Genomic DNA, 18,655 nt, shown 5'->3' with positions numbered 1-18,655 from the left:
CTCAGTGGGACGTGAGCCGGGCGAGCGGCTCGACCAGTTCCCGCTCCTCGTACGACAGGTGCGAGAGCAGGGTGTCGGTCAGCACGTCGACGGCGGCGCGCAGCGGCCCCGCGCCGCCCGGCGCGGCGACGAAGCCCACCAGCGCCCGGTCGACCCGCTCGAGGACGTCGTGGATCACCAGGTGCTCTTCCTCGAGCCGGTCGATCACCGGGGCCAGCCGGTGGTCGGCGGCGCGCAGCTGGGGGAAGACGGCCTCGTCCTCCAGGCTGTGATGGGCGGTCACGAGCCGGCAGTAGGACGCGCAGTACGCGCCCACGGTCCAGTTGTTCTGCCGCACGGTCATCGCGGCGATCGCGGAACGCGCAGCGCCGACGTCCAGCGCGCCCGCCGTGACCTGCTCGACCAGACCGCGGAGCTGCTCCAGTTCGGCCCGCAGATGGTCGTGGACGTCGATCAGGTGCTGGCCGGCCGCCTGCTCGGACGGGGTGTACCTGCGCCCCGGGTCGGGGACCGGCCCGGTCGGCCGGAGGCTCTCGTCCCACAGCCGCTCGGGGCTGCGGCGCACACCGTCGTCGGGGGTGGGGGTGAACACGTGCCGATCATGACAAGTCCCGCCCGGCCCGCGGCACCCTGAGCGGGTTCCCCTGCCGATCGTGGGCGGATGGCACATCGCCGGTAGGCTCATGGAGTGCCTCGCGGTGATGGACGGCTGACGCACGACCTCGACCCCCACGCTCCCGGTCCCCAGGACGCCTGTGGCGTCTTCGGTGTCTGGGCGCCGGGGGAGGAGGTCGCGAAGCTGAGCTACTTCGGTCTGTACGCCCTCCAGCACCGCGGTCAGGAGGCGGCCGGGATCGCGGTGTCCGACGGCGCCTCGGTCGTCGTCTACAAGGACCTCGGGCTGGTCAGCCAGGTCTTCGACGAGCCGACCCTCGGCAGCCTGCGCGGCCACCTCGCCGTCGGCCACACCAGGTACTCCACGACGGGCGCCTCCACGTGGGAGAACGCCCAGCCGACGTTCCGCACCACCGAGGCGGGCACCGGCCTGGCGCTGTGCCACAACGGGAACCTGGTCAACACCGCCGAGCTGGCCGCCAAGGCCGCCGACGACGGCGTGGCCGGGGCGTTCGTCGCCACGAACGACTCCGACCTGATCACCGCGCTGATCGCCGCCCACCAGGACCTCTCGGTCGAGGCCGCGGCGATGGAGGTGCTGCCCCAGCTCCGCGGCGCCTTCAGCCTCACGTTCATGGACGAGGACACCCTGTACGCCGCCCGTGACCCCCAGGGGGTGCGGCCGCTGGTGCTCGGGCGACTGGAGCGCGGCTGGGTGGTCGCCAGCGAGACCGCCGCCCTCGACATCATCGGCGCCTCCGTCGTCCGCGAGGTCGAGCCCGGCGAGCTCATCGCGATCGACGGGAACGGCCTGCGCAGCCAGCACTTCGCGGTCGCCGAGCCCAAGGGGTGCGTCTTCGAGTACGTCTACCTCGCCCGGCCCGACACCACGATCTCCGGCCGTGGCGTGCACGCCGCGCGGGTCGAGATCGGCCGGCGGCTGGCCAAGGAGCACCCCGTCGAGGCCGACCTGGTCATCCCGGTGCCGGAGTCGGGAACCCCCGCGGCGGTCGGTTACGCCGAGGCCTCCGGGATCCCCTACGGGCTCGGCCTGGTGAAGAACTCCTACGTGGGGCGCACCTTCATCCAGCCGAGCCAGACGATCCGGCAGCTGGGCATCCGGCTCAAGCTCAACCCCCTGCGTGACGTCATCCGCGGCAAGCGGTTGGTGGTCGTCGACGACTCGATCGTGCGGGGGAACACCCAGCGTGCCCTGATCCGGATGCTGCGCGAGTCCGGCGCCATCGAGGTGCACGTCCGGATCGCCTCCCCGCCGGTGAAGTGGCCGTGCTTCTACGGCATCGACTTCGCCAGCCCCGCCGAGTTGGTCGCCAACGGCCTCGACGTCGACGGCGTGCGCGCATCGATCAACGCCGACTCCCTGGGCTACGTCTCCGAGCAGGGCCTGATCGCAGCGACGGAGCAGCCCGCCAGCCGACTGTGCACCGCCTGCTTCACCGGCGAGTACCCGATCCCGCTGGGGGAGCCCGAGGTGCTCGGCAAGCACGTGCTCGAAGGGATCGAGCACCGCGCCATCAGCGGCTGGACCGGCCAGCAGGCCGGCAGCGCCACCGTTCCCGGCGGCGCCGAGGACGCGCTGACCCGGCCGTGAGCACCGCGAGAGTGACGCCCGAGCGAGCATCGCAGGGGGATGCCGGGAGCCGACAGCGAGTGAGCATCGCAGCGAGCGCCAGCGAGCGAGGAGCGGAGCGAGCGCGAAGGCGACCAAGGGCGTCGACCGAGGAGCGGAACGAGGGCGGAACCGAGCAGTGAGCACCGAGTTCACGTATGCGGCGTCCGGCGTCGACATCGACGCCGGGGAGCGCGCCGTCACGCTGATGCGCGCCGCGGTGGAGCGAACCAACCGCCCGGAGGTCGTGGGCGGGCTCGGCGGCTTCGCGGGCCTGTTCGCGCTGGACACGGCGAAGTACCGCCGACCCCTGCTGGCCTCCTCCACCGACGGCGTCGGCACCAAGATTGCCCTCGCCCGGCAGCTCGACCGGCACGACACCGTCGGCATCGACCTCGTCGCGATGGTCGTCGACGACCTGGTCGCCTGCGGGGCCGAGCCGCTGTTCCTCCAGGACTACGTGGCCTGCGGGAAGGTCGTCCCGGAGCGGGTCGCCGCGATCGTCACGGGTATCGCCACGGGCTGCACCCGGGCGGGCGCTGCACTCGTGGGCGGCGAGACGGCCGAGCACGGCGACCTCATGGACGCCGACGAGTACGACCTGGCCGCGACTGCGGTCGGTGTCGTGGAGGCCGACGCCGTCCTGGGCCCGGAGCGGGTGCGGCAGGGCGACGCCGTGATCGCCATGGCGTCGTCCGGCTTCCACTCCAACGGCTACTCACTGGTCCGGCGGGTGGTGAGCGCGGCGGGCCTGGACCTGCACGCCACTCCGGCGGGACTGGTCCGACCGCTGGGTGAGGAGCTGCTGGAGCCGACCCGCATCTACGCCCGCGACTGCCTGGCGCTCGTCGACGCACTCGGCGTCGACCGCGTGCACGCCTTCGCCCACATCACCGGCGGCGGGCTGGCCGGCAACACCGCCCGGGTCGTCCCGGACGGGCTCGAGGCGGTGCTGGACCGCACCACGTGGTCGCTGCCGGCCGCGGTGCGGCTCATGGAGGAGCACGGCGTCCCGCGGGAGGAGTCCGAGCGGGCGTTCAACTGCGGCGTCGGCATGGTCGCCGCCGTGGCGCCCGACGCCGCGGATGACGCCGTCGCGCAGCTGACCGCGGCAGGCGTCCCCACGTGGGTCGCCGGCAGCATCGGCCGTCGCGAAGACGCCGACACCCCGGCCGCCCGTCTGGTGGGCTCCTACCGCTGACGGCCACGGTGGCCGCTCGGACGGTGCGTGAGAACACCGCAGCTCCCGGAGGAGCTGCGGTGTCCTCGATCAGACGCTGCGGATCAACCGATCAACGCGGGCTGGCGGCCCAGTCGTCGTCCGCGTCGTCGTCGGCCCAACGGTCGCTGTACTCGTCGTCGTCCGCGTCGTCGTCCGTCGCCCGCGGAGGGGCGACGTAGGACGGCGTGGATCCGGCGAGCTCCTTCTGCAGAGCAGAAAGGTCAGTGTTCGGTGAGCTGTACTTGAGCTCACGGGCCACGCGTGTCTGCTTGGCCTTCGCTCGGCCGCGCCCCATCGGCTCGACCCCCTCGCTACGGAGTGCGGGAGACCAGCCCCCGGGCTGGACGGCCCGCGTGGCGACCCCGACTGAGTGACAATGTCTTGGACAACCTTACGACACGGATCGGCGGCGGGCACACGTCCCTCCCCCCGGGGAGCGGGACATCGCTCACTCGGGTGTCGCAGCTCTCAGTGGGGCAGCCGGATCGTCGCCAGGCGGCCGACCGAGCGGATCCGCTCCTCGGCCAACCGGTCGGCCGCCACGGCCGGGGACACGCGCTCCTCGTCGGCGGCCCGGAACACCCGCAGGGCGACCTCGAAGATGCCGCTGGCCTTGGACTGTGCACGGGCGAAGGAGAACCCGTGCCGCTCGTCCTCCACCTGGATGACCCCGCCGGCGTTCACGAGGTAGTCCGGCGCGTAGAGGATCCCGCGCCCGCGCAGCTGCTCGGCGACCTCCGGCGTGGCCAGCTGGTTGTTCGCCCCGCCGCAGACGATGCGGGAGGGCAGCTCGGCCACGGTGACCGGGTCGAGCGCGCCACCGAGGGCGCAAGGGGCATAGACGTCGTGCGGCGTGCGGATCAGCTCCGCGGTGTCCGCGACGGCGCGCACGCCGGGGTGCCGGACTCGGAGCCGCTCGACCGCGGCCGGGTCGACATCGGTGACGACGACGTCGGCGCCGTCGTCCACCAGGTGGCCGGCCAGCCACGAACCGACCTTGCCCACCCCGGCGACGGCGACGGTGCGCCCCTCCAGGGACGGTGTCCCCCAGCAGTGCTGGGCCGCGGCGCGCATCCCCTGGAAGACGCCGTACGCGGTGAGGACCGAGGAGTCGCCGCAGCCGCCGTAGGCCTCCGACCGGCCGTGGGCGAAGCGGGTCTCCCGGGCGACGACGTCGAGGTCGGCGTTGTAGGTGCCGACGTCGCACGCGGTCAGGTAGCGCCCGCCGAGCGTCTCGACGAACCGGCCGTAGGCGCGCAACAGCGCCTCGGTCTTCTGGGTTCGCGGATCACCGATGATGACGGCCTTGCCGCCACCGAGGTCCAGGCCGGCGAGGCTGTTCTTGTAGGACATCGCCGCCGACAGCCGCAGCGCGTCCGCGACCGCCGCCTCCTCGCTCGCGTACGGGTAGAACCGCGTACCGCCGAGCGCCGGACCGAGGGCCGTCGAGTGGATGGCGATGACTGCTTTCAACCCCGACTCGGTGTCGCTGCAGAAGACGACCTGTTCGTGACCGGCGCTCAGCACATCCACGCCCCGAGCCTAGATCCACTCCGGCTGTCGTCCCGAGAACGCGGAGGTCCGGTTCCGCACTTCCCGTCGCGCCCACCCGGGACAGGCGCCACGGGACGTGGGGACACTCACAGCGATCTGTCGAATGTCCACGGCCGGCGGGCGTTGAAAGGTGTGGAGAGCGCCAATGCTTTCCCCTCGTCCCCGAGCTCGGAGTTGTCATGTCCCGCCAGTTCACCCCGAACAGCCCGTCCGCCCTCACGGCGCACGCCCAGACCGTCAGCGACCGCCGCCACGCCCTGGAGCGTGAGCTGGCCGACTACTCGTCGGACGCCGACCGCAACGACCTGCAGGTCCTGGTCGACGCCAGCATCAGCAGCGCAGCGTGGGAGGTCGGCGAGATCCTCAGCCGGCAGGCCCACGTCCGGCTGCACCGGGCCAACTGACCCACTCATGACGATCGGACGCCGTGGCGTCCGGTCAGTCGAACGGATTGCCGCCGCGGGAGATCTCTTCTGCGAACTCCTCCAGAGCGGTGCGGTCCGGCCGGGCGCCGGCCGACCGCACGACCTCCTCGAGTGCGGCGACGATCTCGGCCGCCGGACGACCGGCATGGCTGCGTCCCACTTCTCGGAGTCGGGGGCGCACCTGCTCGCTGACCTGCCGCTCCAGGCGCGGGTTCGGCGGCCGCAGCAGATTCCCCAGCTCCGCCTGCAGGTTCGATCGAAACCTGGGTCCGCCGTGCATCGGCACCTCCCCGCGCGCTGCGTCCATCATGACGCGACAGTCTCCCGGCGGGCGTCATCGTCGCTACGCTCCCGCGGATGACGCGGCCGACGGTCGGCGCCCGCACGCAGGGGGCGCGGTGATGAGCGCCCAGCCTGTGGGCGTCGCCGTCGTGGGTTTCGGCTGGATGGGCCGCGTGCACACCCAGGCCTACGCCCGGGTGCGGCACCACTTCCCGGAGCTGCCGGTCGTGCCGCAGCTCGTGGTGGTGGCCGACGACGTGCCCGGCCGGGCCGAGGAAGCCGCCGAGCACTTCGGGTTCGCCTCCGCCGCGCGGGACTGGCGCGAGATTCTCGACGATCCCCGCGTGAGCGCGGTGAGCATTGCAACGCCGAACTTCCTGCACCGCGAGGTCGGCGTCGCGATGGCCCGCGCCGGCAAGCACATCTGGATCGAGAAGCCCGTAGGCCTCACGGCGGACGACGCGCGAGCCGTCGCCGCCGCCGTCGCGGCCAGCGGCGTGCAGAGCGCCGTGGGATTCAACTACCGCCACGCCCCCGCTGTGGCTCTGGCTCGCGAGAAGATCAGCGGCGGTGAGATCGGGCAGGTCACGCACGCCCGCTTCCGCCTCTTCAGCGACTACGCCGCCTCGCCCGATGGCGCGCTGACGTGGCGCTACGAGCGAGCCCGCGGCGGCAGTGGTGTTCTCGGCGACCTGGCCTCCCATGGCGTCGATCTGGTGCGGTTCCTACTGGGCGACGTCGAGTCCCTCGTGGCCGACACGGCCGTGTTCATCACCGAGCGAGCCCGGCCCACCGGTGCCACGGCCGGGCACGTACGCATCCGCGGCGGAGACCTGGGCCCCGTCGAGAACGAGGACTACGTCTCCGCCCTGCTGCGACTGTCATCGGGCGCCCGGGTGGTGCTGGAAGCCAGCCGCGTCGCCGTCGGTGAGCAGAACAACTACGGGTTCGAGGTCCACGGCACGGACGGTGCACTGTTCTGGGACTTCCGCCGGATGGGCGAGCTGGGCGTGGTGGGTGGCACCGCCCGACAGGACGAGCCGGTCGAAACCGTGTACGTCGGTCCGGGAGCCGGGATGTACGGGGCCTTCCAGCCCGCGGCCGCGACCGCCATGGGGTACGACGACCTCAAGGTCATCGAGGCCCGGGACTTCCTGCGCTCCGTGGCCGAGGGCAGCTCCTACGGCACCGAGATCCGTGACGCCGTCCGCGCCGCTGTCGCGCTCGACGCCGTCATCGCGTCCGCAGCCGGCGGTGGCTGGGTCGACGTCCCCACCGTCTGACGCTCCGCGGGTCGCCCTCACGGGGTGGCGGAGATTCCATGCCGGCCCCCTCGAGGCCCCTGCGTCGAGGGGCTCTCCCCGCGGCAGATGCCCTGGGCCGATCGGCGGAGAAGGTATTGACGCGTCCTGTTACCCCTGTCACATTATCCATGTCAGATTGTCAGGACATATGGGCCTGGACGAGGTGCCGGGTCGCTCGGGTGACGGGGCGATCGGTCGCTTCGACGTGGCAGCGTTCAGCGACCGGGAAGGACGACCATGGCGCCCGACGTGGACGGCCCGTCCGCCGCGCCCGGCGCGCCATGCCCGATCGCGAAAGCCGTCACGGGTGGGCGGCGAACTGCTTCCCCTGACACCACGGGCGCAGGACCATCTCGGCAAGGTCGCGGCCCTGCGTCCTTCCGATCCGTCGTCCCGGCCCTCCGGAACCACACCCCCGCGGCCCTCCTGTCCGGTGGACCGCACGACGAGAGGACTACTCGATGAGCAGAATCGGGAGACCGCTGAAGGTGCTGGCGGCGGTCAGCGCCGTCGCGCTGGCGGCCGCGTGCAGCAGTGAGGGTGGTGCCCAGAACGAGGGTGTCGACGCCGGCCAGGAGTACACCATCGCGATGATCACCCACGAGGCCCCGGGTGACACCTTCTGGGACAAGATCCGCGCCGGCGCGGAGGCCGCAGCCGAGAGGCACAACATCACGCTGAACTACTCGAACGACCCGGACGCGGGCGAGATGGCGACGCTGGTGCAGAACGCGGTCGACAGTGACGTCGCCGGCATCGCACTGACCCTGGCGTATCCCGATCAGGTCGGCCCGGCTGCCCAGCGAGTCGCCGAGGCCGGCATCCCCATCGTCGCGTTCAACTCCGGCATCAACGACTACCAGAACTACGACGTGCCGATGTACTTCGGCTCGAACGAGCAGCTCGCCGGCCGCACCGTGGGTGAGCGGATCGGGCAGGACGGCGGCGGGAAGGCCCTCTGCATCATCCAGGAACAGGGTCAGGTCGCCCTCGAGACCCGCTGCGCCGGCGTGACGGAGGGCTTCCCGAACACTGAGATCCTCTACGTCACGGGCACCGACCTCCCCTCCGTGCAGCAGACCATCGGCTCCAAGCTGCAGCAGGACCCGTCGGTGACCCACATCGTCACACTCGGTGCGCCGATCGCGCAGGCGGCCCAGCAGGCCACGTCCGACACCGGCAGTCAGGCGGAGATCATCACCTTCGACCTCAACGCCGACGTCGCCAAGGCGATCGAGAACGGTGACATCGCCTTCTCCGTCGACCAGCAGCCCTACGTGCAGGGCTACCTGGCCGTGACTGCCCTGTGGCTCAACCTCACCAACGGGAACGACATCGGTGGTGGTCAGCCGGTCCTCACCGGTCCGTCCATCGTCGACGAGACGAACATCGGCCCGATCGTCAAGTACGCCGAGAACAACACCCGGTAGTCCCTCTGGGGGGAGCCGGGGGGACACCCGGCTCCCCCCGCCCCGTCCCCCTTGGAGCAAGCGATGAGCTCATCCGTGGCGACGAAGCCGTCGGCCCCCCCACCCAAGGCTGCCGCGCCGGCGCGCACGCAGCGATCGGTCCTGTCCCGCGTCCTGGCCCGACCCGAGGTAGGGGCGCTGGCCGCGGCCATTGCGATCTTCCTCTTCTTCTATGCGGTGGCAGAGCCGTTCCGCACGTTGCCCGCCTTCGCCACCGTTCTCTATGCCAGCTCCACGATCGGCATCGTGGCCGTCGGGGTCGCGCTGTTGATGATCGGCGGCGAGTTCGACCTGTCGTCCGGGGTGGCGGTGGCCACGTCTGCGCTGGCTGCAGCGATGATCACTTATCAGTTCAGCCTGAACATGTGGGTCGGCGTCATCTTCAGCCTGGTGGTCGCGCTCGCCATCGGCTTCGTCAACGGTTACCTCGTGATGCGGACCGGCATCCCCAGCTTCCTCATCACGCTGAGCACCTTCTTCATCCTCCAGGGCCTCAACCTGGGGATCACCAAGCTGGTCACCGGTACGGTCGCCACCCCGAACGCCAGTGCGCTCGACGGTTTCGACTCCGCCCGCGCGATCTTCGCCTCCGACATCCCCCTGGGGTTCATGACCCTCAAGGTCACCGTCCTGTGGTGGTTCTTCTTCGTGGCCGTCGCCTCCTGGCTGCTGCTGCGCACCCGCACGGGCAACTGGATCACCGCGGCCGGGGGCAATCAGGCCAGCGCGCGCGCGGTCGGCGTGCCCGTGCCGAAGGTCAAGATCGGCCTGTTCATGGGCGTGGCCTTCCTCGCCTGGTTCCTGGGCATGCACCTGCTCTTCAACTTCAGTTCCGTGCAGTCCGGCCTCGGCGTGGGCAACGAGTTCATCTACATCATCGCCGCGGTCGTCGGGGGTGCGCTGCTGACGGGCGGCTACGGCTCGGCGGTCGGGTCAGCATTCGGCGCCTTCATCTTCGGCATGACCACCCAGGGCATCGTCTTCGCGGGATGGGACCCGAACTGGTTCCGGACCTTCCTCGGCGTGATGCTGCTGCTCGCCGTCCTCGTCAACCTGTACGTCAAGAACTACGCGGCCCAGAGGAAGTGACATGACCGACACCATCGCCGAGCACGCCGCACCCGATCTCAAGGCCGGCACGCCACTGGTCGAGATGGAGGGCTGCGGCAAGAGTTACGGCGCCATCCGGGCTCTCGAGGGCGTCAACCTGACGGTCAACGCCGGAGAGGTCGCCTGCGTGCTGGGCGACAACGGCGCGGGCAAGTCCACCTTGATCAAGATCATCTCCGGTCTGCACCCGCACACCGAGGGCACGCTCCGGGTCGACGGCAAGGAGCGGCACTTCTCCTCACCGCGGGAGTCACTCGACGCCGGGATCGCCACCGTCTACCAGGACCTCGCGGTGGTGGGCCTCATGGAGGTGTGGCGCAACTTCTTCCTCGGCTCGGAGATCCGCAAGGGCAAGTACCCCATGGCCCCGCTCGACATCAAGGCCATGCGGGAGATCGCCGACGCCGAGCTCCAGAAGATGGGCATCTTCGTCAAGGACATCAACCAGCCGATCGGCACCCTGTCCGGCGGGCAGCGGCAGTGTGTCGCGATCGCCCGGGCCGTGTACTTCGGCGCGCGGGTCCTGATCCTGGACGAGCCGACCGCTGCCCTGGGGGTCAAGCAGTCGGGGGTGGTGCTCAAGTACACCGCGGCCGCCCGTGACGCGGGCCTGGGCGTCGTCTTCATCACCCACAACCCGCACCACGCCTACCTGGTGGGCGACCACTTCATCATCCTGAAGCTCGGTCGTCGGGTGCTGGACAAGAAGCGCTCCGAGGTCTCCCTCGAGGAGCTGACGACGGAGATGGCCGGCGGCCAGGAACTCGCCGAGCTCTCGCACGAGCTGAAGCGCTGATTTCCCCACGGCTGCGCCGGTCGGACCTGGCGGTCCGGCCGGCGCAGCGGTGTCCGGGACCGGCGTTCCGGCCTGGCTGGCCGGAACACGCCGCGGCCGTCACGGCGCGCTGGTGTGCCGCTCGGCCTGGGCGGTCAGCTCGGCGTCCAGCGCGCCAGGGGTCCAGCCCTCCTGCACGGCTCGCCAGACCAGCTCGGCCTGGGTCTCGGGGGCGAGGCCACCGATCGGCTGGTCGCGATCGAGGTTGGTCGGGAAGGCGTAGCCCTCCGCCGAGGCGGCGATGACGTTGCGCAGGGTGTGCTCGGCGGCGCCGGCGGCCTTTCAGGCCTGCAGGACGGGGTAGAGCGCGCGGCACATCGCCGTCCGGTCCACCACCTCCATCGCCCGGCCGAACGCCGAGGAGACCTGCAGCAGGTTGGCCATGCGGCGGACGTCGGCCGACCGGTTGGTGCCGGCGCCGTGGAACAGAGCCGGGTTGAAGAAGGCCGCGTCGCCCTTGCGCAGCGGCAGTTGGACGAAGTGCTCGTCGAAGTACGCGGTGAACTCCCGCTGGTGGAAGGCGACGTAGCCCGGGGCGTACTTCTGCGAGTGCGGCAGGTACATCGTCGGGCCGGTCACCACGGGCATGTCGCAGTGCGCGACCGCGCCCTGCAGGGTCATGACGGGGGACAGCCGGTGCACGTGCGCCGGGTAGGCCAGGGCCTGCTCCTCGGACATGAAGCCGAGGTGGTAGTCGCGGTGGGCGACCTGGGCCTGCCCGCCGGGGTTGACCACGTTGACCTGGCTGGTGAGCTGGTAGCCGCGGCCCAGCCACGCCTGCGAGACCAGCGCGATCACGTCGTTGCCGTAGTACGCGGCGAAGGCCTCCGGGTCCCGGACGGCGAACTTGTCCAGTGCTCCCCAGACGCGGTCGTTGGCGCCGGGCTTGGCGAAGTGGTCCCCGGCCGCGACACCGGCCGCCTTCTGCTCGGCGATCATCGCCTCGAAGACGGCGGTGGCCCGGTCGACGACGCCGGTGTCGGGGAAGGCGCCCGTGAAGGCGACGATCCCCGGACCGTCGGTCAGCGCGCGGGCCAGCTCGGCCTGCACCTCCCGGCGCCCGTCGGGGGTGGCGACGGAGTCGCGCAGCCGGGCACCGTAGACCAGGACGTTCTCCCGCACCTCGTCGGCGTGGGGGTAGTCGGCCAGGTCGGTGGTGGTCTCGACGACCGCACGGAACTCCTCCAGGCGGCAGTCCTCCGCGGCGAACCAACCGGAAGCGATCCGGCCGGGAACGGGGGTGGTCATGGCGTCGGCCTTCCGGTGCGGGGTGACGTGCCGTCGAGCCTGACGGGGGCCTGCCGGGCCGACAAGGCAGCACATCCCACGAAAAACCCGTCATCCAGCAGGGCTCAGAACTCCTCCCACGTGTCCGGGTACTGCCCGTCGACCCGGGTGCCGTCGGCGAGCGTGGCGATGTCGGCCATGTCCTCCTCGGTCAGGGTGAGGTCGAAGACGTCGAGGTTCTCGACCAGCCCGCCGCGGCTGGACGCCTTCGGGAACGTCACCAGGCCCTGCTGCACGTGCCAGCGCAGCATCACCTGCGCGGGGGTTCGGCCGTGCCGGGCGCCGATCCTCGCGAGCACCGGGTGCCGCAGCAGCTCCCCGCCGTTGGCCAGCGGGGACCACGACTCGGTGACGATGCCCCGGCGGGCGTCGTCGGCGCGCTGCTCGAGCTGCGGCTCCCACGGATGCATTCGATCTGGTTCACCGCCGGCACGGTCGAGGAGGCGGTAGCGAGCCGGTGGAGGTACTCGGGGAGGAAGTTGGAGACGCCGATGGCGCGGGTAAGACCCTCGGCGAGGAGCTCCTCCATGGCGAGCCAGGACTCGACGTAGCGGTCGAGCCGGGGCAGCGGCCAGTGGATGAGGTAGAGGTCGACGAAGTCCAGCCCGAGCCGGTCCAGGCTCGACCCCAGCGCCTCCTTCGCCGAGTCGAACCCCTGCTCTCAACCGCGCAGCTTGGTGGAGACGAACACCGATTCGCGCGGCAGGCCCGAGTCCGCGATCACCTGCCCGACACCCCGCTCGTTCTCGTAGCTGGCGGCGGTGTCGACGAACCGATAGCCGACCTCGAGCGCCTCGCGGACGATCCGCCGCATCTCCTCGTCGGGGAGCCGGGCGGTGCCCAATCCGAGCTGGGGGATCGCGACACCGTTGGTGAGTGCTACGTCCGGGACCGTGGTCATCCCGCAAGCCTCGCGAGCCGCCGAGTCGTCGGTCAACAACCACGACGACGACGCGGTCCGCTGCGGGGTGCCCCGAGACCCCGTCCGCGCAGGAGGGCCTCCGGGCGCTACATCTTCTCGGCAGCGGCGCGCAGGTTCTCGGCGGCGAGGGCGAGGCCCTCGAGGCGGTCGTAGGCGGCGTCCTCGTGCTCGATGTTGACCGCCATGTCGGGATCGACCTCGGCCAGCGCGCGGAGGAACCCGGTCCACCAGCCGACGTCGTGGCCGGCGCCGACGGCCACGAACCGCCACGCCGGGTCCTCCGGCCACGCGTTGCACCAGAAGCCGTAGCCGGTGGGGACCTTGTCGGCGGCGTCGGCGGGCACGCGCGTGAACGAGGTGTCGAGCACGCCGCGGATGTCGACCCCGGGCGTGATCATCGCGTCCTTGGCCGCAGCGTGGAACACCAGCGGACCCAGGTCGCGGATGCAGGCGGCGACGTCCATGCCCTGCCACATCAGGTGCGACGGGTCCATCTCGGCGCCGAGGTTCGTCGCGCCGGTCAGCTCGACCAGCTTCCGCAGGGTCACCGGCGAGAACACCAGGTTGTGCGGGTGCATCTCGATGGCGACCCGGACGTCGTGGGCGCGGGCGAGGGCGTCGATCTCCTTCCAGAAGTCGACCGCCACGCCCCACTGGTAGTCCAGGACGTCCATGTAGACGCCGTCCCACGGGTTGACCACCCAGGACGGGTACCTGGCGTCGGGGTCCGACCCGGGCGTGCCCGACATCGTCACGATGTTCCTGACCCCGAGCAGCCCGGCGAGCTCGATGGTGCGGCGGAGGTCGTCGGCGTGCTTGGGGCCGACGCCGGGCAGCGGGTTGAGCGGGTTGCCGTTGCAGTTCAGCCCGCTCAGCTCCATCCCACGGGAGGCGAACAGGTCGAGGTAGTCCCGCCGGGCCTGCTCGGAGGAGAGCAGCAGGTCGACGTGGCAGTGCGGGGAGGGGATGAAGCCGCCGGTGTTGACCTCGACCGACGTCAGGCCGTTGGCCTGCAGGACGTCGAGGGCCTCGCCGAGGGGGCGGTCGTGCAGGCAGGCGGTGTAGGCGCCGAGCTTGAGAGTCATGGGAGTTCTCGCCTTCTGGTCGTGGAGGTGGTCAGGCGGGGGGCGCAGGGTTGGCCGGAGCGTCGGCCTCGACGGGCATGCCGGAGCTCACCGAGGCGACCTCGACGGTTCCGCCGTCGGACTGGGACGACCGGACGACGGCCTGGATGATCGCCATGGTGTGGAGTGCGTCGGCGAAGGAGGCGTTGGCGGGCAACGGGTCGGGCGTGCCGGCGATCTGATCCAGGAACGCCCGGCACTGGTAGATGAAGGCCTCCTGGTTGCCGATGCCGACGCCCGGGGCCTCCATGGGGTAGCCGCCGTGGAAGTAGGGCATCTGCGGGCCGACGATCACCTGGCGGACGCCGCGCGTACGGGCCTCGGGCTGGGCGTCGTCGAACAGGTACTCCGCGGGCCGGTGGAAGTCGAACGCGGCGCGGCCGTCCAGCCCGTAGACGTCGAACCCCAGGCCGTTCGGCACGCCGAATACGGTGCGGGAAACGGAGAACGACCCCGTCAGGCCGGACTCGAACCGCGCAGTGAACATCGCGGTGTCCTCGTTCTCGACCTCGCCGACCTCGTCGCTGACCGGAGCGGCGCCGTGCCCCACGACTGCGCCAAGGGGGAGCGGGCGCTTGGGGATCTGGATCGAGACCGCGCCGCCGGACACCGCGACGATCGGCCCGCACAGGTACTCCGCGGCGTCGATCACGTGCGCGCCGATGTCGCCGAGTGCGCCGGAGCCGAGACCTCCCCTGAATCGCCATGTCAGCGGGCTGCGCGGGTCGCAGGCGTAGTCGCACCAGTACCGGCCGTGGAACAGTGACAAGTCCCCGAGTTCACCGTTGCGCACATGGTCGCGGATCGCCGCGATGGCCGGGGACCGGCGATACGTGTAGCCGACCGCGGTGACGACGTCGGCGTCCTCCTCGACGGCGACCATGGCTCGGCCGTCCTCCATCGAGCCGGCCAGGGGCTTCTCGCACAGCACGTGCTTGCCGGCGGCGATCAACGCCTCGGCGATCGGCCGGTGCAGCGCGTTGCCGACGACGATGCTGACCGCGTCGATCGTGGGGTCCTCGACGATCTCCTCCCAGCTGAAGACGGCCTTCTCGAAGCCGTACCGGCGGGCGGCATCCCTGGCCAGCGTCTCGTTGGCGTCGGCGACGGCGGCCAGCCGGATGGGCGGCAGTCCCTCTCCGAAGACGGTGTTGACCTGGCGGTACCCGGCGGCGTGGCTGCGGCCGGCCATCCCGGCCCCGATCACCGCCACGGACAGTCGTCGTCGCGACATGGCTGTTCCTCTCCTCGGGTGGACGGGGCTCCGGCGATGCGTGGGTGCCTCCGCGGCCGTGGCACGCTCCGCGGGTGAGCGGTCGACCGCTGATGTCCTTAAAGCGCTTTAATGGTGACGCCGATCTCAGCAGGGTGCAAGGGTCGCGTCAAGGGAGTGGGTGGTCGTCGTGAGTGCAGCCGAGTCGGTGCGTCGTCCCCGGTTGCAGGACGTCGCGGCCGCGGCGGGGGTCTCGCCGGCGACGGCGTCGCTCGTGCTGCGCGGCTCCGCGGGGCCGAGCAGCGTCACCCGCGAGCGCGTGCTCGACGCCGCCGCCCGGCTGGGGTATCGGCCCGACCGCGCCGCGAGCCTGCTGGCCCGCCGGCGCAGCAGGCTGATCGGCGTCCTGATGGACGTCCGCAGCACCTTCCACGCCCAGCTCGTCGAGGACGTCCACGAGGCGGCCGAGGAGCACGGATACGACCTGGTGCTCAGCACGATGACCCGCACCCGGGACGAGGGGCGGGCGGTCGAGACGCTCCTCGACTCGCGCTGCGAGGCCCTGGTCCTCCTCGGGCCCGAGGCCCCGGCCGCCCGGCTGGGCGCGCTCGACCGGCAGCTGCCCGTGGTGGCTGTCGGCCGGGCCGTCCCGTCGGCGGGCGTCGACGTCGTCCGCGCCGCCGACGACGAGGGCGTCGCCCTGGCGGTCGACCACCTGGTCGCCCTGGGGCACCGTCGCATCACCTACGTCGACGGCGGCCCCGGGGCCATCTCGGCCGGCCGGCGTCGCGGGTACCAGCGGGCGATGCGCCGTCACCGGCTCGGCGAGAACCTGCACGTCATGCCCGGTGACCATGGCGAGGAGTCCGGGGCGCGCGCGGCGCGGGCGCTCCTCGCGACGGACCTCCCGCCGACGGCCGTGGTCGCGTACAACGACCGTTCCGCGGTGGGGGTGCTGGACACGCTGCTGCGCAGCGGCGTCGGGGTCCCGGGGACGGTCTCCGTGGTGGGCTACGACGACAGCCCCCTCTCCCGGCTGGCGCACGTGGACCTGACCACCGTCAGTCAGGAGTCCCAGCAGCTGATGCGGCACGCGGTCGCCGCGGTGGTCGAGCGGCTCGACGGCGGCAGGATGGAGCACCGCGAGGTCGTCGTCCCGCCGCGCCTGGTGGTTCGGGGGACAACCGGGGCGCCGCCGGACGCTGAGCTCGATGACCCCCGGGGCGGGTCCCGTCGGGGATCAGTTCGATCTGACCATGGGTTGACGTGACGCCAGTCACTCGGCACCCTGGCCTTGAAGCGCTTTAGAGCGGCTGCCGGTCCAGCGCTTCCGCCCGTCGCCACCACGCGCCCGCGGAGACAGACATGGCCAGCACCGCCACGGCGATCGACTACAACCCGTTCGCGCCCGACTTCTACACGTCCGACCCGTTCGCGGTGTACCGGCGGATGCGGGAGGAGGCGCCCGTCTACTACAGCGAACGGTGGGGCTGGTACGCCCTGACCCGCTTCGAGGACGTGCGCGGGGCGGCGCTGGATGCGGACACGTTCCGCAGCTTCGAGGGCATGGACATCGACGACAGCCGCCTGGAGCAGGTGCCGCCCGGCTCGATCGGCAGCATGGACAACCCCCGGCACGACCAGGTCCGCTCGGTGGTGCAGCCCTACTTCCTGCCGCGCCGGATCGCCCAGCTGGAGGACGGCATCCGCACGGTGGTCCGCGACCTGGTCGCCTCCTGGCGGGACCGCGGCGCGGTCGGCAGAGGCACGGTGGACATCGCCCAGGAGCTGGCCTGGCCCATGCCCTTCGACGTCTTCTTCCACCTGATGGGTCTGCCGAGCCGGCACGACCCGGACCCCCTGGAGCGGGCGCGGCGCGAGCAGCTCGAGCACTGGACCCACGAGCTCAAGGACCGGGTGCCCGGCACGCCCCACCTGACCCCGGTGGCGCGGGCGGCCACCGCCGGTGTGCAGCAGTTCTTCATCGACCTGCTCGACGACCGACGCCGCGCCGCCCGGGACGACCTGGTCACGAGGTTCGTCCAGGCCGACATCGACGGCGTCCCGTTCGTGGGCGAGGAGGTCACACCGAACTCCGAGGTCAGCGGCCTGATGATGATCCTCTTCCTCGGTGGGGTCGAGTCCACCGCCGGCCTGACCGGCACGCTGTTCACGCTGCTGGCCGAGAATCCCGGCCAGCGCGCGCTCCTGCAGGCCGACCCGTCGCTGCTCCCGGCCGCGGTGGAGGAGGCTCTGCGCCTGATCACGCCCCTGCAGCTCACCGCCCGGACGACGTCGCGCGAGGTCACCCTGCACGGGGTCACCATCCCCGCCGGCGGCCGGGTCGTGCTCGTGATGGGCGCCGCCAACCGGGACGAGCGCCAGTTTCCCGACCCCGACACCTTCGACATCACCCGGCCCCGGGGCCGGCACCTGGGTTTCGGCGAGGGCGTGCACGGCTGTCTGGGTGCTCCGCTGGCCCGGCTCGAGGCGCGGATCGCGCTCGAGGAGGCCCTGCCCGTCCTGGGGGACTACGAGCTCGCCGGCCCGCCGACCTTCTACCCGAGCTCGCCCAACATGTACGTCTGGAAGAACCTGCCGGGCACCTTCGGCCGGTCCGCACGCCGCCCGCACGTCGAGGCCGTCTCCCACCGGACGACGACGGTCACCCTGGCCACCTCGGAGTTCGAGACCGAGGCCCGGGTCGCCGCCAAGCAGGAGGCCGCCGACGGGGTCGTCGTCCTGAGCCTGCGCGAGCCCGGGGGCCGCCCACTGCCGCCGTGGAAGCCCGGGGCGCACGTCGACCTGGTGCTCGGCGAGGCCCCCACCCGGCAGTACTCGCTGTGCGGCGACCCCGCCGACCACTCCGAGTACCGCCTGGGAGTGCTGCGCGACCCGGCCGGCCGCGGCAGCTCGCGGTACGTGCACGACCGGCTCGAGGTCGGGGACACCGTCCGGGTGCGCGGGCCGCGCAACAACTTCCCCCTGGTCGCCTCACCCCGCTACCTGTTCATCGCCGGCGGCATCGGCATCACGCCGATCCTGCCGATGATCCGGGCCGCGGAGGCCGCCGGCGCCGACTGGAGGCTCGTGTACGGCGGCCGGCGGCGGGCCTCGATGGCCTTCCTCGACGAGCTGGCGCAGTACGGCGACCGGGTGTCGGTCCGCCCGCAGGACGAGGCCGGGCTGCTCGACCTGGAGGGGCTGCTGGGCACGCCGCAGGCCGACACCCGCGTGTACTGCTGCGGCCCGGAGCCGCTGCTGGCCGCCGTCGAGCAGCGCTGTGGCGCCTGGCCGGCCGGCGCCCTGCACGTCGAGCGGTTCGCGGCCCGGCCGCTGACCGAGCCGGTGCGGTCCGAGGCGTTCGAGGTCGTGCTCGAGCAGAGCGGGCTCACCCTGACCGTCCCGCCGGACCGCTCGATCCTGTCGGTGGTCGAGGAGGCCCGGGTCGGCGTCCTCTCCTCGTGCGCCGAGGGCACCTGCGGCACCTGCGAGACCCCCGTCCTGGACGGCGTGCCCGACCACCGCGACTCCGTCCTCGGTCCGTACGAGAGAGAGGCGAACGACTGCATGATGATCTGCGTGTCCCGTGCCCGCACGGACCGATTGGTGCTGGACCTGTGAGAAAGGACCCCCCTGCCCCCCACCGTGGAAGGACCCCGT

The 18,655-nt window shown here is 71.6% G+C and carries 17 protein-coding genes and 1 pseudogene; 9 read left to right on the top strand and 9 right to left on the bottom strand.

All coding sequences use genetic code 11. The features are described from left to right. Position 1 precedes the first annotated feature (1 nt). Positions 2–592: a hemerythrin domain-containing protein gene (locus tag CHB94_RS05035; protein ID WP_217899174.1), complete on the bottom strand. Its 591-nt coding sequence runs from the start codon at positions 590–592 to the stop codon at positions 2–4. Between the two features lie 96 nt (positions 593–688). Between CHB94_RS05035 and purF the strand changes: the two genes are divergently transcribed. Both purF and purM read left to right on the top strand, forming a co-directional pair. Continuing rightward, positions 689–2,227 (top strand): amidophosphoribosyltransferase, encoded by a 1,539-nt coding sequence (gene purF / locus CHB94_RS05030; protein WP_089335490.1) that lies wholly within the window; start codon positions 689–691, stop codon positions 2,225–2,227. A 157-nt stretch (positions 2,228–2,384) separates the two neighbouring features. After that, positions 2,385–3,446 carry a phosphoribosylformylglycinamidine cyclo-ligase gene (gene purM, locus CHB94_RS05025; protein ID WP_089335489.1) on the top strand — a complete coding sequence of 354 codons (1,062 nt, stop codon included), beginning with the start codon at positions 2,385–2,387 and terminating at the stop codon, positions 3,444–3,446. Between the two features lie 91 nt (positions 3,447–3,537). Here the strand turns inward: purM and CHB94_RS05020 are convergent, their stop codons facing one another. Together CHB94_RS05020 and CHB94_RS05015 are read right to left on the bottom strand one after the other, a co-directional pair. After that, positions 3,538–3,762, bottom strand: coding sequence for a DUF3073 domain-containing protein (locus CHB94_RS05020; protein ID WP_089335488.1), 225 nt, complete (start codon positions 3,760–3,762; stop codon positions 3,538–3,540). Positions 3,763–3,935: 173 nt separating this feature from the next. Next, positions 3,936–5,000 carry a Glu/Leu/Phe/Val family dehydrogenase gene (locus CHB94_RS05015; protein WP_089335487.1) on the bottom strand — a complete coding sequence of 355 codons (1,065 nt, stop codon included), beginning with the start codon at positions 4,998–5,000 and terminating at the stop codon, positions 3,936–3,938. A gap of 200 nt (positions 5,001–5,200) precedes the next feature. On the opposite strand from CHB94_RS05015, the gene CHB94_RS05010 reads away from it, so the two are divergent. Beyond that, positions 5,201–5,425, top strand: a complete 225-nt coding sequence (locus CHB94_RS05010; protein WP_089335486.1) for a hypothetical protein — start codon at positions 5,201–5,203, stop codon at positions 5,423–5,425. 34 nt (positions 5,426–5,459) lie between these two features. Here CHB94_RS05010 and CHB94_RS05005 read toward each other — a convergent pair whose 3' ends face one another. Next, positions 5,460–5,756: a hypothetical protein gene (locus CHB94_RS05005; protein WP_089335485.1), complete on the bottom strand. Its 297-nt coding sequence runs from the start codon at positions 5,754–5,756 to the stop codon at positions 5,460–5,462. Positions 5,757–5,847: 91 nt separating this feature from the next. On the opposite strand from CHB94_RS05005, the gene CHB94_RS05000 reads away from it, so the two are divergent. The 4 genes from CHB94_RS05000 to CHB94_RS04985 all read left to right on the top strand — a co-directional run bounded on the left by CHB94_RS05000 (position 5,848) and on the right by CHB94_RS04985 (position 10,407). Next, positions 5,848–7,011, top strand: a complete 1,164-nt coding sequence (locus tag CHB94_RS05000; protein WP_089335484.1) for a Gfo/Idh/MocA family protein — start codon at positions 5,848–5,850, stop codon at positions 7,009–7,011. Between the two features lie 482 nt (positions 7,012–7,493). Next, positions 7,494–8,462, top strand: coding sequence for a substrate-binding domain-containing protein (locus CHB94_RS04995; RefSeq protein WP_089335483.1), 969 nt, complete (start codon positions 7,494–7,496; stop codon positions 8,460–8,462). 63 nt (positions 8,463–8,525) lie between these two features. Continuing rightward, entirely contained in the window at positions 8,526–9,590 is a 1,065-nt protein-coding gene (locus CHB94_RS04990) for an ABC transporter permease (RefSeq protein WP_089335482.1), read from the top strand. Position 9,591: 1 nt separating this feature from the next. After that, positions 9,592–10,407 (top strand): ATP-binding cassette domain-containing protein, encoded by an 816-nt coding sequence (locus CHB94_RS04985; RefSeq protein ID WP_089335481.1) that lies wholly within the window; start codon positions 9,592–9,594, stop codon positions 10,405–10,407. 321 nt (positions 10,408–10,728) lie between these two features. Here the strand turns inward: CHB94_RS04985 and CHB94_RS04980 are convergent, their stop codons facing one another. From CHB94_RS04980 to CHB94_RS04965, 5 genes and pseudogenes are all read right to left on the bottom strand, one after another. Next, positions 10,729–11,694, bottom strand: coding sequence for a phytanoyl-CoA dioxygenase family protein (locus tag CHB94_RS04980; RefSeq protein WP_217899173.1), 966 nt, complete (start codon positions 11,692–11,694; stop codon positions 10,729–10,731). Positions 11,695–11,798: 104 nt separating this feature from the next. Next, positions 11,799–12,143, bottom strand: a complete 345-nt coding sequence (locus CHB94_RS26670; protein ID WP_368073847.1) for an aldo/keto reductase — start codon at positions 12,141–12,143, stop codon at positions 11,799–11,801. A 56-nt stretch (positions 12,144–12,199) separates the two neighbouring features. Continuing rightward, a pseudogene (locus CHB94_RS26665) lies at positions 12,200–12,547 on the bottom strand (aldo/keto reductase); the annotation flags it as partial. 194 nt (positions 12,548–12,741) lie between these two features. Then, a complete protein-coding gene (locus CHB94_RS04970; RefSeq protein WP_089335480.1) occupies positions 12,742–13,740 on the bottom strand; it encodes a sugar phosphate isomerase/epimerase family protein in 999 nt (332 codons plus the stop codon). A 31-nt stretch (positions 13,741–13,771) separates the two neighbouring features. Next, positions 13,772–15,013, bottom strand: a complete 1,242-nt coding sequence (locus CHB94_RS04965; RefSeq protein ID WP_089335479.1) for a Gfo/Idh/MocA family protein — start codon at positions 15,011–15,013, stop codon at positions 13,772–13,774. A gap of 169 nt (positions 15,014–15,182) precedes the next feature. Here CHB94_RS04965 and CHB94_RS04960 point away from each other — a divergent pair, with 169 nt between their 5' ends. Beyond that, complete coding sequence (locus CHB94_RS04960) at positions 15,183–16,262, top strand: LacI family DNA-binding transcriptional regulator (RefSeq protein WP_089335596.1); 1,080 nt, start codon at positions 15,183–15,185, stop codon at positions 16,260–16,262. 95 nt (positions 16,263–16,357) lie between these two features. Continuing rightward, entirely contained in the window at positions 16,358–18,616 is a 2,259-nt protein-coding gene (locus tag CHB94_RS04955; protein WP_089335478.1) for a cytochrome P450, read from the top strand. The last annotated feature ends 39 nt before the right edge of the window (positions 18,617–18,655 follow it).

Source organism: Blastococcus mobilis (assembly GCF_900188025.1).
Taxonomy (GTDB): Bacteria; Actinomycetota; Actinomycetes; order Mycobacteriales; family Geodermatophilaceae; genus Blastococcus_B; species Blastococcus_B mobilis.
The sequence above is the reverse complement of the archived record's forward strand: the minus strand, read 5'-3'. Positions and strand labels throughout refer to the sequence as shown.

Coding starts and splice junctions, on each gene's coding strand:
- CHB94_RS05020 (WP_089335488.1), bottom strand. CDS start 3,762: ATGGGGCGCGGCCGAGCGAAGGCCAAGCAGACACGCGTGGCCCGTGAG.
- CHB94_RS05010 (WP_089335486.1), top strand. CDS start 5,201: ATGTCCCGCCAGTTCACCCCGAACAGCCCGTCCGCCCTCACGGCGCAC.
- CHB94_RS05005 (WP_089335485.1), bottom strand. CDS start 5,756: ATGATGGACGCAGCGCGCGGGGAGGTGCCGATGCACGGCGGACCCAGG.
- CHB94_RS05000 (WP_089335484.1), top strand. CDS start 5,848: ATGAGCGCCCAGCCTGTGGGCGTCGCCGTCGTGGGTTTCGGCTGGATG.
- CHB94_RS04995 (WP_089335483.1), top strand. CDS start 7,494: ATGAGCAGAATCGGGAGACCGCTGAAGGTGCTGGCGGCGGTCAGCGCC.
- CHB94_RS04990 (WP_089335482.1), top strand. CDS start 8,526: ATGAGCTCATCCGTGGCGACGAAGCCGTCGGCCCCCCCACCCAAGGCT.
- CHB94_RS04985 (WP_089335481.1), top strand. CDS start 9,592: ATGACCGACACCATCGCCGAGCACGCCGCACCCGATCTCAAGGCCGGC.
- CHB94_RS04980 (WP_217899173.1), bottom strand. CDS start 11,694: ATGACCACCCCCGTTCCCGGCCGGATCGCTTCCGGTTGGTTCGCCGCG.
- CHB94_RS26670 (WP_368073847.1), bottom strand. CDS start 12,143: ATGCATCCGTGGGAGCCGCAGCTCGAGCAGCGCGCCGACGACGCCCGC.
- CHB94_RS04970 (WP_089335480.1), bottom strand. CDS start 13,740: ATGACTCTCAAGCTCGGCGCCTACACCGCCTGCCTGCACGACCGCCCC.
- CHB94_RS04965 (WP_089335479.1), bottom strand. CDS start 15,013: ATGTCGCGACGACGACTGTCCGTGGCGGTGATCGGGGCCGGGATGGCC.
- CHB94_RS04955 (WP_089335478.1), top strand. CDS start 16,358: ATGGCCAGCACCGCCACGGCGATCGACTACAACCCGTTCGCGCCCGAC.